The organism is Fibrobacter sp. UWT3, from assembly GCF_900230125.1.
In the GTDB taxonomy this organism is placed as follows: Bacteria; Fibrobacterota; Fibrobacteria; order Fibrobacterales; family Fibrobacteraceae; genus Fibrobacter.
In genome coordinates this window covers 542,443-556,244 of the sequence record NZ_OCSS01000001.1, presented here as the reverse complement: position 1 = coordinate 556,244, position 13,802 = coordinate 542,443, and the positions used below count along the sequence as shown (strand labels likewise).

The window sequence follows — 13,802 nt, the reverse complement described above, 5'->3', positions numbered from 1 at the left end:
CGCCTCCTAATCACTGGGGCCGTTACTCGGCATAGGAACAACAACATCTACGCTACCGCCTTCACCGTTCCGTGAGATTTTCAGTTTCAACCGAAGAGCCTTTATGTTCTTCTTTTCCGCTTTGTGCGTTTCGGTAGCGTAACCGCCATCGTTAAACACATAGTTTGTGCCGACAACTTTCTTCAAATTCAAGTTACTTATTGTGATTTTTCCCTGATGAATCAAGGGTGAATAACAAGCAAACGTGAACGCCATGCAGGCATTCTCAATTTTTTGCGGAACAGAGAATCGCATTGTGCGCTTCCCCCCGCCTTTATCAGCATCAAGAGGCGGAAAGAAAAGAAAATCCTCTAGCAATTTTACGCCATCTTTCCTCGGGACATCCCCAGTACTCACACTTCTAAACCCAACCGACAAATGATCCACCCCCGGAACGAATGAAAGGCTTCTATTCTTCGCATCTCCCGAATAAGCGTTTGGAGAATCGACATTGAACGAAATCTCATACTCCTGATTAGCTTCAAGGGTTATCTTTTCACATGCCGTCGCCCATGTTTGAGTTCCTTCCAATGTATTATTTTTCATTGCGAAAATCTGATTTAACTTCCGACTGCCCTCATCAAGAATACCCGGAGAGTCATCGTCTGATTTGAAATTTGTGAAAAAATCAGATATCGTAACACTTGTACCGCCTTTTCCCAACTCCCCCAGAGAATTGACTGTCGTAACAGCCACATATTTCATATCGCCAGTCCGTGGAAAGAAATTGAACGCTCCACCAGCATCCGCTGCCGGGAACACTTGTTCATTCGCTTCCAACACACCAGGTTCAGCGGCTTCAACAGCGAAAGTCGCAACGCCATCAGCCATTTCAATACCTTCAGGAGTTCCACCGACATCCGCGCAAGGTTCATCATCGGCAAGAGTCAAACCCGTTCTCTTTTCAACAAGTTTGCACGAGCGTTTCAGCTTTGCGTCTTCCACATACCAACGAACTTCCTCAGTAGCCTCGTAGTATCCGTTAGCATCGTAACGCAGGCGACGTATAGTTAAATCACTCTGGTTGCTACTTGCCGAAACCCTGAAAGAAGAATAATCTGCGCTGCTACAAGAACCCGGCGCCGGATCCATATAAACACTAGTATGCACATCGCCGAAGTTATTGCCATCATCCGTAGTCCCCGCTTCCATCGAGCTCTTCGCGCCGGTCTGAGCCACGTCAGTCTTGAAAATGCTGGCCACGTTCTCGGCGACCTCGGAGGCCTTGAGCATGCTCTGCGTGCGGACGCGCATCTTGGTCGAATTGCTGAACGCCTGGCCCGCGACAATAACGACGATACCCACGATGGCGATATAGACCATCAGTTCCATGAGGGTAAAGCCTGCGCGCTTGTCTGTAGTAATCTTTCCCATACCGTCCACAGTCCGTTCAGTGTACACAAAAACCCGCGGCATACGCCGCGACGCGGGGCCCACACGGGTCCCGTCCTGCTTAAAATAACTTTTTTCGGGAGAGAAGGCTCAAAAAATCTTTACAAAACGGCCAAAAGTGGGATTTTTCACTAAAAAAAGGGGGTTTTGCGGTGGCCATCCGCCTAGCGGACCTATTTAACGCAAATTTCGCGTAGAATAGAAAGTTTTGAGCCCCCGAACTGTTGCAAAAAAATGCAACAGTCGAATTCGCATCCAGCTCGCCACTTTCCAGACCCCCTTGATGTGCCTAGATATCGTAGGTCTTGCCGTTGGTCTCAAGCTTCCATGGGAGCATCGCAAAGATACTCCATGATGTTTTCGACAGCCAAAAGTGGGCGTTCCCCGGCTTGGTCCCTGAGCCTGCCGAAGGGGGGCCGGGGGCGGGCTCTCGCGGCATGAGTTTATCCTGAGCGTAGTCGAAGGACCTGAGGGCCGAGCGCAGTTGACGAGCGGCCCTCCCGGCCCTTCGGGCATCTTGTGCCCCGCATCCAGCAACTGCCCTACCTCAGCGGGTTCTTGTCGCTCTTGTACCACTTCATAAACTCGGCGATGTCGCCGATGTAGGCTCCAGTGGGGCTTGTAGCCGCATTCCGCCTCGAGCTTCGTGGTGTCGGCGTTCGTCTGGTAAACGTCGCCCGGCTGCATCGGCAAGAATTCCTTCTTGGCGGGCCCGCCGCATACAAACTAAACACGGCTGTCAACCCAGTCCCCGCTACAACGCAGAATCAAAGAATTTTTTCTGAAAGACGTTCAAGTGCCTACTATCAGCCGCAGCCAAAACGACCTTATCCATTGTATCAGAATCTAAATTTCCGATTAGGCTCACTTGACCGTTTTGCATCAGCATCTTAAAGTCGGCCACGCTCTTGACAAAAAGAGCAGAACAATCCACAAACGAATCATGCTCCAAGAAAGCGAAATCCGAGGCGCAAATCTTCAACTGCGTTTCCATTCCCTTCTTTGGATAAGGGCGGGAATTAATCGTAACCAAACCCACTTGACCGGACAACTCATTCACAAACACGAGCATCTTCTGATGGTCGCAGTTCACAATCGTGCCCGTCATGGAACGGACAACATCCCCTTGAACGAGATTGATTTCAGCCATTCTTTACACTCAGGGCTGCCAGGGTTTCGCGCTCGTTCTTCACGATTTCGCGAATTTCGTCATCGGCATTGATTTCGTCAAGGATTTCGCTCATGCGGATTGAGGTGTTCTCGCCCTCTTTCCACGCAGAGTTCCAGGCGGAGGCATGCGACTTTTGCACAAGCCCGTCAAAACTTAGTTTGGCATTCTCGTCAAACGCCTTCTGCAATGTTTCCACATCCGATTCCGACAGGTAATCCGTATTACACTTTTTCGAGATGTCGAAAAAGCCCTTGTCGTACTGCGTAAACACGCGGAGTTCAGGCGAACAGTTACCCTTAATCATGTCGTAAAGGGCCGACGGGACCGGGCCATAATTCATGGCAATATACGTATCCCCCGTCACGGAACGACCGTACTGTTTGAGATGCAGCAAGTCCGCGAACCACAGGATCTTGAACAGCTTATGGATGCGTCGATCCTGTTCTGGAAGACGCTCCGCGACCCAAAGTGCAGCATTCAGCAAGACATCTGTACCATATATGGGATTAATCATAAGCCATTACCCTTTCGGCCCAATATACATATTCTTTTATGCATCTGACAACATACACGCTCATAAATGCCGCCTTTTTTCACCGATTGCACATTTGTTCACTACTAAATATAAACAAACGCGGGACGATTGTCAATAGGCCAGCCCCGTTTTTTTAAGAAAATTTTGGCTCTTTTTTTGAGCATTTTCTCCCTAGGTTTCTCAAACTGTAAACTCCGCTTAGAACATCGGCCTTGACTCGGCTGACAGAAACAGGGGCCTTCAATACATTAATCCGAACAACCTCTTTTTTCGTCAAATTTCGCGTAAATTCGGAATTTCCGAATTTTCTGCGCAAGTTTCAACCGCAATAAAGTTGCAGCGGCACGATTCTGGACATCAATTCGAAATGCTTGTCCAGCGATAAAAGCTGCACTCCATTTTGCATGGCGTTCTGCGCAATCATTATATCGGGCAAGCCGACCTTGTTTATGCCGTGTTTCAGGTTCTCCGTCTGCATAGAAACAATGCCATTCCAGTCAATTTGCATGGGAACCCTCGGCAACAAATAAAGCAGGTCTTCAAGTTCCTTCTCTTTGCGAATCCTTATGGACGGAACAAGTTCCGACAAAATCAGGTCATTAACACAAATTTCATGACGATCAATCAGCACATTGAGCGTTTCCAGGGATTTACCGCCATGAAAGCCGTCTATCCATACGGATGTATCAACGAGGATCATCGCGGCCCCTCAGAGAATCCAGATTGACATCGAGATCAACCTTGCCGAAATATTTTTTCAAACCGGAAATGTCGGGTTTGGCATTCCGTTTCTTTTCAAGGAGAATCATCGCGATTTTCCACTGCAACTCTTCAAGCTGGTGAAAAGGCAGCGATTCCACCTGCGACTCAAGCTCTGCAAATGCTGTTTCTGACATGGCGGCGACTCCTTGTTAAACGAGGTTTTCTACTCTCGAATATACCTTTTTTTCGTCCAAAAACCTAGTATTACACATTTGTTCACTATCAAATATACGCAAACGCGGGGAGGTTGTCAATACCCCCGCCGCATTTTTTGAAAAATATTTCGCGGGGGCGCGCCAGCGACCCCGCGGGCATCTTGTGCCCCGCATCCAGCAACCCACCCTACCTCAGCGGGTTCTTGTCGCTCTTGTACCACTTCATGAACTCGGCGATGTCGTCGTGCAGGCTCCAGTGGGGCTTGTAGCCGCATTCCGCCTCGAGCTTCGTGGTGTCGGCGTTCGTCTGGTAAACGTCGCCCGGCTGCATCGGCAAGAATTCCTTCTTCGCGGGCTCGCCGTAGGCGTTCTCGATTTCGGCGATAAAGTCCATCAGCTTTACGGGATGGCTGCAGCCGATATTGTATACTTTGTACGGAACGCCGTTCGGGCACTTTTCCGCGACAGGCATGTGGTCGAGCGCATGCACGCTGCCCTCGGCGATGTCGTCGATGTAGGTGAAGTCGCGAATCATGTCACCGTTGTTGAACACCTTGATGGGCTCGCCCTTCGAGATAGCGCGGGCAAAGAGCATCGGGCTCATGTCGGGGCGTTCCCCGGCCAGGGCCGGGGGCGGGGCTCTCGCGGCATAAAATTGCGGCATCACGCCGCAATGCTACGGTTCAAAGAACCTCTTTTGGAAGGGCTTTAGAACGTCTTTCGAATCTATTTTAGCCTTGAGTTCGGTTTCACCAATAATCCCAACATTAGCACAGTTCACATAAGACTTAGGCTTACTCAGAGCAGGGCAATCATCCTTGGTAATTACTGGTTGGTCTTTAGCATCGATTTCGACTTTGCTTTCGGGGTCAAAGCTATACCGGTCCGAATTGATTACGCTTCCACGAGACTGTTTTCGCGAATATAATTTCGAAGTTCTTCCGGAGCCTCAATCTCCTCCAAGATAGCCTCTAACGAGATTTCCTTATTAGGCTCCGTAGAATTGTAGGCTGACTTGTGAGAAAGATCGATTAGTTCTTCAAAGGACTTGTCTTTATACTTTTCGATAGCCGCGTCCAATTCGGCCTTGTCAGTTTCGGAAAGATAAAATTCGTTAGCCGCTTTCAATGGAGTCAAAAAGCCTCTTTCCACGCCAACGTCATAGCGTTCGAAAATCGAGTTCTTAAACTTGACCTCATCGTAAAGGACGGAAGGAACCGGGCCGTATGGCAATGCCGAATACTTTGCACCCGTAATGGAGCGGCCATGCTTTTTCAAATGTTCCATGTCGGCAAACCACAAAATCTTAAAGACCTTGTGCAGACGGCACTGCTCCTTGGGCAACTTATTTGCCACATACAGAGCAGCATTGAATATGACTTCCTTTTTGTAGTCAACCATGTCGCCTTTGCTCCTACGCTATAAATTTACCTAATCTACGACAAAATGTCACCACCAACTCAATAAATTATCGTGCAAATCGGGAGATTTGTCAATTATTTTCGTTTTTCACCCCAAATATACATTCCCATTTTGTCACAAAGTGTCAAAATGAGTTTTTTCTGTAAAAAAACACGACAGAGGGGCGCAAGCCCCTCTGTTGTGTTCATTTTACAGAATCTCCCCTAGCAGCTGGCGATAATCTGGTTCTCGAAGTGGGAATATCCGGTTTCCTCGTTGTCCCACATGATGCAGTCCTTCATCGTCAGGTTCTTGAGCTTGCAGTTGTCGCCGATAGTCACGTTCGGGCCGATGGTGCAGTTCTCGATGGAGACATTCTTCCCGATGATGCACGGGGGAATCAGCCTGGCATTGTGAATGGAATCCCGCTGGTCGACGGCGGCGCGGCTGACATTGTTGAGTTCAGGGCGTTCCCCGGCCAGGGCCGGGGGCGGGCTCTCGCGGCATAAAATTGCGGCCTCACGCCGCAATTTTTCCGCCTAGAGGGCCGAGTGCATTTGACAAGCGGCCCTCCCGGCCCTACGGGCTTCGATCCCTAACGCAGATGCGGGACTTACCTATTCCCGTACATTTTTTCGTAATACTTTTCGTAGTCGCCGCTCGTGATGTTGTCGAGCCATTCCTGGTTGTCGAGGTACCAGCGCACCGTCTTCTCGATGCCTTCCTCGAACTGCAGGGACGGTTCCCAGCCGAGTTCCTTCTGGAGCTTGGTGGAGTCGATGGCGTAACGCGCGTCGTGGCCCAGGCGGTCGGTCACGTAGGTGATCAGGTTCATGTCCTCGCCTTCGGCGCGGCCGAGCAGCCTATCGACAGTCTTAATCACGACCTTGATAATGTCGATGTTCTTCCATTCGTTGAAGCCGCCGATGTTGTACGTCTCGGCAATCTTTCCGTTATGGAAAATCACGTCGATGGCGCGGGCATGGTCTTCCACGAAGAGCCAGTCGCGCACGTTCTCGCCCTTGCCGTAAACCGGGAGCGGCTTCTTGTGGCGGATGTTGTTGATGAAGAGCGGGATGAGCTTTTCGGGGAACTGGTACGGACCGTAGTTGTTACTGCAGTTCGTGACAATCGTCGGCATGCCGTAGGTGTCGTGGAACGCACGCACAAAATGGTCGGAACCGGCCTTGCTTGCGGAATACGGGGAATGCGGCGTGTACTTCGTCGTCTCGTAGAAGAAGTCATCGCCGTAAGCCAGGTGATGCTCGGAGCTTGAGGCCGTCGTGGTGAACGGGGGCGTGATGCCTTCCGGGTGGTTCATCTTGAGAGCTCCATAGACTTCGTCCGTCGAAATGTGGTAGAAGCGCTTGCCTTCGTACTTTTCCGGGAGAGATTCCCAGTAGAGCTTCGCGGCCTGGAGCAGGGCAAGGGTACCCATGACGTTCGTCTTGGCAAACGTGAACGGGTCCTTGATGGAGCGGTCCACATGGCTTTCTGCCGCCAGGTGAATGATACCGTCGACTTTTTCATCCTGCATAAGCTTGTAGAACGCGTCAAAGTCGCAAATGTCCATCTTCACGAACTTGTAGTTCGGCTTGCCTTCAATGTCTTTCAGGTTTGCGAGGTTGCCCGCGTAGGTAAGCTTATCGAGGTTGATAATCTTGTATTCCGGGTACTTGTTCACGAACAGGCGAACCACGTGGCTTCCGATAAAGCCTGCACCACCGGTAATGACGATATTCTTCATAGAGACTCCTTACAGTTCAAATGCGAAGCCCAAATCCTTCAATGCCGGATTCTTCGTGTCCTTTTCACTCAGCAGCGGTTCAAAACCGTTGCCCACCGGCCACTTGATGCCGATCGCGGGGTCATTCCACATCAAGCCGCCTTCGTCCTTCGGGTCGTAAAGGCGGGTGCACTTGTATACGAATGTCGCCGTCTCACTGAGTACCACGAATCCATGCGCAAAGCCCTCGGGAATGTAGAACTGTTTCTTGTTCTCGGCAGAGAGCGTCACGCCTTCCCACTTGCCAAACGTCGGGCTGCCCTTGCGCAGATCCACCGCCACGTCAAAGACTTCGCCATCGATCACGCGCACGAGCTTTCCCTGCGGGTTCTTCTTCTGGAAATGTAGGCCGCGAAGCACGCCCTTCTTGCTCTTGGACTCGTTGTCCTGAACAAACACCATGTTGAGGCCAGCGGCATCGAATTCGCCCTTGTTGTAGGTTTCCATGAAGTAGCCGCGAGCATCGCCGTAAACGGTCGGCTCGATGATGGTCACGCCCTCTATAGATGTTTTGGTGAAATTAAATTTTCCCATAATACTATTCTCCTATTTCCTTTTTATTATAACTCTAAATTTGTATTCTCAAAAAAAGGATTACATACAATTGAAAATTTAAGCACGGTGGAAGTCGTCCTCCACGCGGATGATGTCATCCTCGCCGGTGTATTCGCCCACCTGGACTTCCACGATCACGAGCGGGAGACGGCCTTCGTTCTGCAAGCGGTGCACTTCGCCCATCGGGATGTAGGTCGACTCGTTCGGGCGGACCAGGAACACCTTGTCGCCGACGGTAACAGTCGCCGTACCGCTCACGACCACCCAGTGTTCGGAGCGATGCAGGTGCTTCTGCAGGGAGAGGCGTTTGCCCGGCTTGACCACGATGCGCTTCATCTTGTAGCGCTCGGTGGATTCCAGCACAGAATACGTACCCCACGGGCGGCTCACCGTCTGCGGCACGTTAATGAGGTCGGAGCCGCGGACCTTAAGCTCTTCCACAACCTTCTTCACCTTCTGGCTGCTGCTAAGCGGGGCGACCAGGAGTGCGTCCGGCGTGTCGACGATGAGCATCTTGTCGAGGTCAATCGTGGCGATAGCGCGCTGGCTACCCATCACGAGGGAGTTCTTCGAGCCCACCGCGATGTGGCGCGGGTTCACGTTGTTGCCGTTCTCGTCGTGCGGGTATTCTCCGTACAAACTATCAAAGCTTCCGAGGTCGCTCCAGCCGATGTCGCTCGGCACGACCTTCACCTTCTTGGACTTCTCCATCACGGCGTAGTCGATAGAGTTGCTCGGGATAGCGAGCATGTCGTCGCGGTCGATGCGGATGGGTTCGCCTTCCTCGATAGTCGCGTTGGCGAGTGCCTTCTGTGCGGCGGTAAGAATATCCGGGGAGTACTTCTTGAGTTCCTCGAGAAAAGTCTTCGCCTTGAAGCAGAAGATGCCGCTGTTCCAGTAGAAGTTGCCTGCGAGCAGGTACTTCTCGGCGGTCGCGAGGTCGGGCTTCTCCACGAAGCGCTTCACGTTCTCGCCGTCGGCCTCGATGTAGCCGTAGCCGGTCTCGGGGCTTGTGGGTGTGATACCGAACGTCACGAGGTTACCCGCCTCGGCGAGTTCCTGCGCACGGAGCAGGACCTTCTTGTACTCGTCCTTCTTGCGGATCACGTGGTCCGAGGGGGACACGAGCACGACGGTCTCGGGAGCAAGCTTGAGGCATGCAAGCGCAATCGCGGGTGCGGTGTTGCGGCCCACGGGCTCCAGCAGGAACTTGCTGCCGGTCAGTCCTTCAGCCTCAAGCTGGTCCTTCGCGAGGAAGAACTGGTCGGCATTGGAGACAATAAACTGCGACTCGCAGACGGTAGCGTTCGTGACGACCGTCTTGCGGAACAGGGACTGCCCGTCAAAGAGCGGGGCAAACTGCTTGGGCATGAGGGAACGGCTCACGGGCCAAAGGCGCGTGCCCGAACCACCACAGAGAATCAGGTTAATCATATGCCAAACCTCTATCCTATTAGGCTTTTCATCAAAACAATTGTTTCACAACCTTAATGTTTTTCCGCAAGATTTTCAATATATCTCTTCGCGGCCAAATAATCTGTATTCCGCAAAGCCGTAGATACAGCATTGTCAGAAATTCTTTTTCTCTCACTTGGCTTCATTGCCATAATTTTCTTAATAATATCAGCCAATTCAATCTCATCTCCCGCTTTACACAAAAAACCATTTTCACTATCAATAATTACTCCATCCATACCCTCGTTTTTTGAGGCAACGGTCAAACAACCCGCCCCCATAGCCTCCAAATAAACCAATCCAAAAGCCTCTGCTTCACTAACCATCACAAACAAGTCTGTTTCCTTCAATTTCTCTGACACATCTTCCCTAGGGATTCTGCCACAAAAATTTGTTATTGACATCAAGTCATTCGAAGTCGCATAATTTTGCAGTTTCTTTTGTTCATTGCCATCCCCAATGAAATTAATTTTTGAGATACTGTTTGCCGGCAGAAGTTGAACCGCCTTCAAAATTGTAATCGGATGTTTTCTTGCAACAAGGGTCCCTACAAAAGAAACTACCAATGGTTTCGATTTAAAATCTCGAAAGTCATTTCCAACAATAAATTTTTCAGGAATACCCGATAGACACAGGAACGTTCTATAATTAGGTCCAAAAATGCTTATAAACTTTCTTTGCAAGTCTCGTGACCGCATGCCCCAAACATCGATGTCGCTAAAATACTTTAAAAAGGCTTTGCTATTCTTTTTTTCGTCAACATCATGAATAACCATACAAGTTTTACAATTATATTCATGCTTAAACATGGATAGTAATTCAAGTTGCGGACTCCACCAATGCCCCACAATAACGTTTGGCACAAAATTTTCTTCTTTTAGAAAAGTTCTTATTTCATTAAACTGCTTCTTAACCCGCAATTTTAAAATCAATCCATGAGGAATAATCTTCTTTATAGGAAACCGACAAACATCAACTCCATCAATCTGATATCTCTTTTTTTTGTTGTCGTAAATTGTAGGAACACCACTACCAAGTTTTGATGTAAGAAAATCACGGAAAAATCTGGCAATCGTCAAAAACACTTTGGGATACAACACATAATTGTGAACAACCTTCACGTTATACCCCATTTCATTCCACTCTTGTGCAAAATAATGCACTACTTTAGTTTCTTTAAAATCACAATCTTTAGCGGGATAATTTTTTGTTAGAATCAAAATGTTTTTCATGACCAGTCCTATTTCTCAATGAATATTGTACTATAGACAAAATACATATGGGGATGTATTTATTATACATATACGGGTTTCCCGAACTCATAATGGATAATATTGAATATATCGTCAACGCAGTACACAACTTCAAAGCAACATTCTTTTCTTTACTTTTCATTGCTAGTAAAGGGATTAGCACTATTATATAAAGGTATGCCAGCGCACCAAAGAGACCCATTTCAATAAATATATGTATCAAGGGATTATCTATTTGAGTTATAGAATTAAAGCCGGCTCCAAAGAAATAGTCAATTGTATCCATCTGATTTGCGATATAGTCCCATGCAATTTCTCTGTACTGCGCCCTCATAATAGCAGAGCCCGATTGATCCATAACAGTTGTTACCCCAAACAGATTCAATACGCCCGAATACATATTATAACAAAAAGCATTTACCTTTTCCTCAAAAGAAGGCTTAAAAAAATATAGCGATACAAAAGAAACTATACTTATCGCAGATCCCCAAACAACTTTTCGAGGCAATCGTTTTAAAGATACATTCTTCTCATAGAACAAAAATAACGAACCTATAAGGAAAATAAACAAAGGTGTTCTTTTTTCACACGCAAGCAGAATATAAAGTCCTATTGCAATCAAAGCAAACTTTATTGTCAATCCGACTACATCTTTTTTTTGTATACAAATCAGCGCAAACATGTTAATAAGCGCACCCGAAGCAACAGAAAACGGCTCCAAAGCGTAAAAGTCATTCTCTCGCCTAGCATACCACGCTTCATCCCCGACAACCATATTGAAGTAGCTTACACCGAAACCAATAATTAGACATGGCAGGGAAGTCCAGAAAAGCACCTGCGGGAAGTTGCCATAATCCACCGACCCTCTATGTGTTCCAATAGCAACTGAAAAAACAATGACGAAGGCTACATAAAAGAACTGTTGCGATCCAAAACCATCTCCTATAATTATATATACCAAAGCAATCAGTTCAAAAAGAAAGATAAAAATCAAAGAGAATGGCATCCTGAATTGAAAAACGTTCTTTAGCGGCCCCCAATTTGCCGAAAAGGCAAAAGACACGAGCATAATCAAATGAGACCACTTGACCACAGGAAAGAAATGACTTAAATACATCCCAATAGGCACGCCAACAAGAGCCAGAGCCATGCCAATTAAAATTCTATTATTTATGAATCCTTCAAATAATTTCATTTGGCATATCTTTGTGCCAACAATCGGACACAATTCTCTAATGAGTATTTTTCTTCCACCATTTCCTTTAACCTAGGTTGTCTATCACGGCATTCCATTGCCTGGCAAACCGCTTGGCCAATGGCGTCAACAGAATAAGGATCCACATCAAAAGCCATGCCGCCATAATACTCTTTAGGGCCACCGATTTTTGTTATTACAATATCACAGCCACAAGCAGCAGCCTCTACAGCAACCATCCCCACCCCTTCATTTATACTCGGCAAAGCAAAGACTTTAGCCTGGGAATAAAGATCCATCAATTGTTTATCGGAAATTCGCCCCACATAAGATACATTATCCGCAGCATCAATTTTTTTTTGCATTGCAGATATCTTATCCGGAGAACAACTTCCCGCCAGCACAAGATCGAATTTGTATTTTACAGCTGCATCTATTAGCCGATTGACATTTTTTCGATTGTCCGTGATTTTGCTAACATGCAAACAAAAAGGTTTTCGTTGTTTATTGTAAGGAATCCGGGGAGTTCTATACGAAAGCGGAATGATGTATATGTCTTTAGACGGAATCCCATAAGCATGTTGAACGTATTGAAATTCATAGTGACTACGAACAAACCACGCTTTGAATAAGCCCTTGCATTTTGCCACCAAACTATTCATAGAATACATACGTAGTTTTTCTATTTTCATTACAGAGGCTAGTCTATACTTAAAAACCGGCTGAATCGTATCAATAATCGGAGAAAAAAACAATCGACTGTTATATTGAGCCAAAGAACCCGCTAAACGAAACGTATGTTCCGTTTGTCCAAAAATATGTATTGCGTCATAACAATCCCAGTCAATCACATTCCAAGGGGAAATCAAATCCACCTCATGTCCCTGACGCATCAACTCTTCCGCCCATATCTTCGCTTGCAGGCGTATCCCATTATAAGGAGACACACCATGTGAAGACTCTATCACATATGCTATTTTCATATACAACTACTTCTTTTTCGCAGCGCACAATGCATCAATGAAACCTAATCCATACTTTAAATCGGGTTCCATATAATTGCCTTCAGCCCATTCATTCCAAGACTTTAACATAACAATTTTATTCTTTTTCTTTTTTACATTTTGAAGAGTCTTTCTAGCCTGTCTTTCAAAAAGTTCAGGAGAAACACCAACAAACACTCGGCCTTTCACACCACTTCTAGAAGTATGATCCCAACGAGGAATCAAAAACGGAATAACATCTTCGTTATAATCCATATCTTCCCGCCACAAATGTTCGCAAACATATTTAAAATCAGTCTTTACAGGAGAAGGCCATAACTTTCTTCGTATATTCCATAGTTTTTTTCTAAACTTAGAGAATTCAACCGAAGCGTCAGTTCTCGATTGCATTGACGGAGTAACTGCATCAAAGCCCATAGAAATATATTTTTTATAATCTTTTTCATCATCTAGATTTGCAACAAAATACACTCCATCTGCAACATTCGATTCCTTAATCCAACTATTCCACAGTTGTATAAAGTTACCAACATCATCAAATTGTTGGGGTTTATAAATCAAAAAGAAAGGTTTTCCATCTACTCGGACATATCTAGGATCTTTGAACAGTTTCAATGCGTATTCAAAATGTTCTCGATAATCATTCGTCCCTTCGTAGCGCTGCTCCATCAGCATTTTATCACCCGACCCATCTTTATTCCATTGTTTCGCCTTCCAAGACTCGTTAGCCCAACCAAGACAAAATGGGAAATCCGGTGAGCCAGATTCCAAAACCTCATCAATAATATTGTTCATCAGTTGGCGGCCCTTTCCACCAAACCAATAATGCCAATAACAAAATCCATCTACACCAGCTTGTTTGGCTAGTTTCACTTGTTGCTGGCGGACAATTGGCAATCGAAGATCATAATACCCCAGATCGGCGGGCACCTTGGGCTGATAATGTCCTTTGAACAGTGGTTTTGCTTTACCAACGTTAGTCCATTCAGTAAAACCTTTCCCCCACCATTCATCATTCTCTTTAAATGGATGAAATTGAGGTAGGTAATATGCTAGAATTTTAAGTTCAGACATAACTTTCCCTATATATGAGGTGATT

14 protein-coding genes and 2 pseudogenes are annotated in these 13,802 nt (G+C 47.0%); all 16 read right to left on the bottom strand.

What is annotated here, in order from left to right; genetic code table 11:
- Positions 1-6 precede the first annotated feature (6 nt).
- The gene (locus CRO08_RS02330) at positions 7-1,413 is read right to left on the bottom strand and encodes a prepilin-type N-terminal cleavage/methylation domain-containing protein (RefSeq protein WP_097034894.1); all 1,407 of its coding nucleotides are present in this window, start codon (positions 1,411-1,413) and stop codon (positions 7-9) included.
- A 560-nt stretch (positions 1,414-1,973) separates the two neighbouring features.
- Positions 1,974-2,139, bottom strand: a pseudogene (locus CRO08_RS17540) (NAD-dependent epimerase); the annotation flags it as partial.
- 46 nt (positions 2,140-2,185) lie between these two features.
- Complete coding sequence (locus CRO08_RS02320) at positions 2,186-2,581, bottom strand: hypothetical protein (RefSeq protein WP_141398203.1); 396 nt, start codon at positions 2,579-2,581, stop codon at positions 2,186-2,188.
- Positions 2,574-3,116, bottom strand: coding sequence for a Panacea domain-containing protein (locus CRO08_RS02315; RefSeq protein ID WP_097034891.1), 543 nt, complete (start codon positions 3,114-3,116; stop codon positions 2,574-2,576). Before CRO08_RS02315 ends, CRO08_RS02320 begins: the two co-directional genes overlap by 8 nt.
- A gap of 340 nt (positions 3,117-3,456) precedes the next feature.
- Positions 3,457-3,837: a PIN domain-containing protein gene (locus CRO08_RS02310; protein WP_097034890.1), complete on the bottom strand. Its 381-nt coding sequence runs from the start codon at positions 3,835-3,837 to the stop codon at positions 3,457-3,459.
- A complete protein-coding gene (locus CRO08_RS02305; protein ID WP_097034889.1) occupies positions 3,824-4,033 on the bottom strand; it encodes a hypothetical protein in 210 nt (69 codons plus the stop codon). The genes CRO08_RS02310 and CRO08_RS02305 overlap by 14 nt, the downstream gene beginning before the upstream one ends.
- A 208-nt stretch (positions 4,034-4,241) precedes the next feature.
- Positions 4,242-4,667 (bottom strand): annotated as a pseudogene (locus CRO08_RS02300) (NAD-dependent epimerase/dehydratase family protein); the annotation flags it as partial.
- A gap of 281 nt (positions 4,668-4,948) precedes the next feature.
- On the bottom strand, positions 4,949-5,455 hold the full coding sequence (locus tag CRO08_RS02295; RefSeq protein ID WP_097034887.1) for a Panacea domain-containing protein: 507 nt from the start codon (positions 5,453-5,455) through the stop codon (positions 4,949-4,951).
- A 224-nt stretch (positions 5,456-5,679) separates the two neighbouring features.
- The gene (locus CRO08_RS02290) at positions 5,680-5,985 is read right to left on the bottom strand and encodes a hypothetical protein (protein WP_097034886.1); all 306 of its coding nucleotides are present in this window, start codon (positions 5,983-5,985) and stop codon (positions 5,680-5,682) included.
- Between the two features lie 83 nt (positions 5,986-6,068).
- Positions 6,069-7,202 carry a dTDP-glucose 4,6-dehydratase gene (locus CRO08_RS02285; RefSeq protein ID WP_097034885.1) on the bottom strand — a complete coding sequence of 378 codons (1,134 nt, stop codon included), beginning with the start codon at positions 7,200-7,202 and terminating at the stop codon, positions 6,069-6,071.
- A gap of 9 nt (positions 7,203-7,211) precedes the next feature.
- Positions 7,212-7,775 carry a dTDP-4-dehydrorhamnose 3,5-epimerase gene (rfbC, locus tag CRO08_RS02280; protein ID WP_097034884.1) on the bottom strand — a complete coding sequence of 188 codons (564 nt, stop codon included), beginning with the start codon at positions 7,773-7,775 and terminating at the stop codon, positions 7,212-7,214.
- A 78-nt stretch (positions 7,776-7,853) separates the two neighbouring features.
- A complete protein-coding gene (locus CRO08_RS02275; RefSeq protein ID WP_097034883.1) occupies positions 7,854-9,230 on the bottom strand; it encodes a mannose-1-phosphate guanylyltransferase/mannose-6-phosphate isomerase in 1,377 nt (458 codons plus the stop codon).
- A 53-nt stretch (positions 9,231-9,283) separates the two neighbouring features.
- Positions 9,284-10,483, bottom strand: a complete 1,200-nt coding sequence (locus CRO08_RS02270) for a glycosyltransferase (protein WP_097034882.1) — start codon at positions 10,481-10,483, stop codon at positions 9,284-9,286.
- Positions 10,443-11,699 (bottom strand): hypothetical protein, encoded by a 1,257-nt coding sequence (locus CRO08_RS02265; protein WP_141398202.1) that lies wholly within the window; start codon positions 11,697-11,699, stop codon positions 10,443-10,445. The genes CRO08_RS02270 and CRO08_RS02265 overlap by 41 nt, the downstream gene beginning before the upstream one ends.
- Positions 11,696-12,682: a glycosyltransferase family 4 protein gene (locus CRO08_RS02260; protein WP_141398201.1), complete on the bottom strand. Its 987-nt coding sequence runs from the start codon at positions 12,680-12,682 to the stop codon at positions 11,696-11,698. The genes CRO08_RS02265 and CRO08_RS02260 overlap by 4 nt, the downstream gene beginning before the upstream one ends.
- A gap of 6 nt (positions 12,683-12,688) precedes the next feature.
- The gene (locus tag CRO08_RS02255; RefSeq protein WP_097034879.1) at positions 12,689-13,777 is read right to left on the bottom strand and encodes a glycoside hydrolase family 99-like domain-containing protein; all 1,089 of its coding nucleotides are present in this window, start codon (positions 13,775-13,777) and stop codon (positions 12,689-12,691) included.
- Between the last annotated feature and the right edge of the window lie 25 nt (positions 13,778-13,802).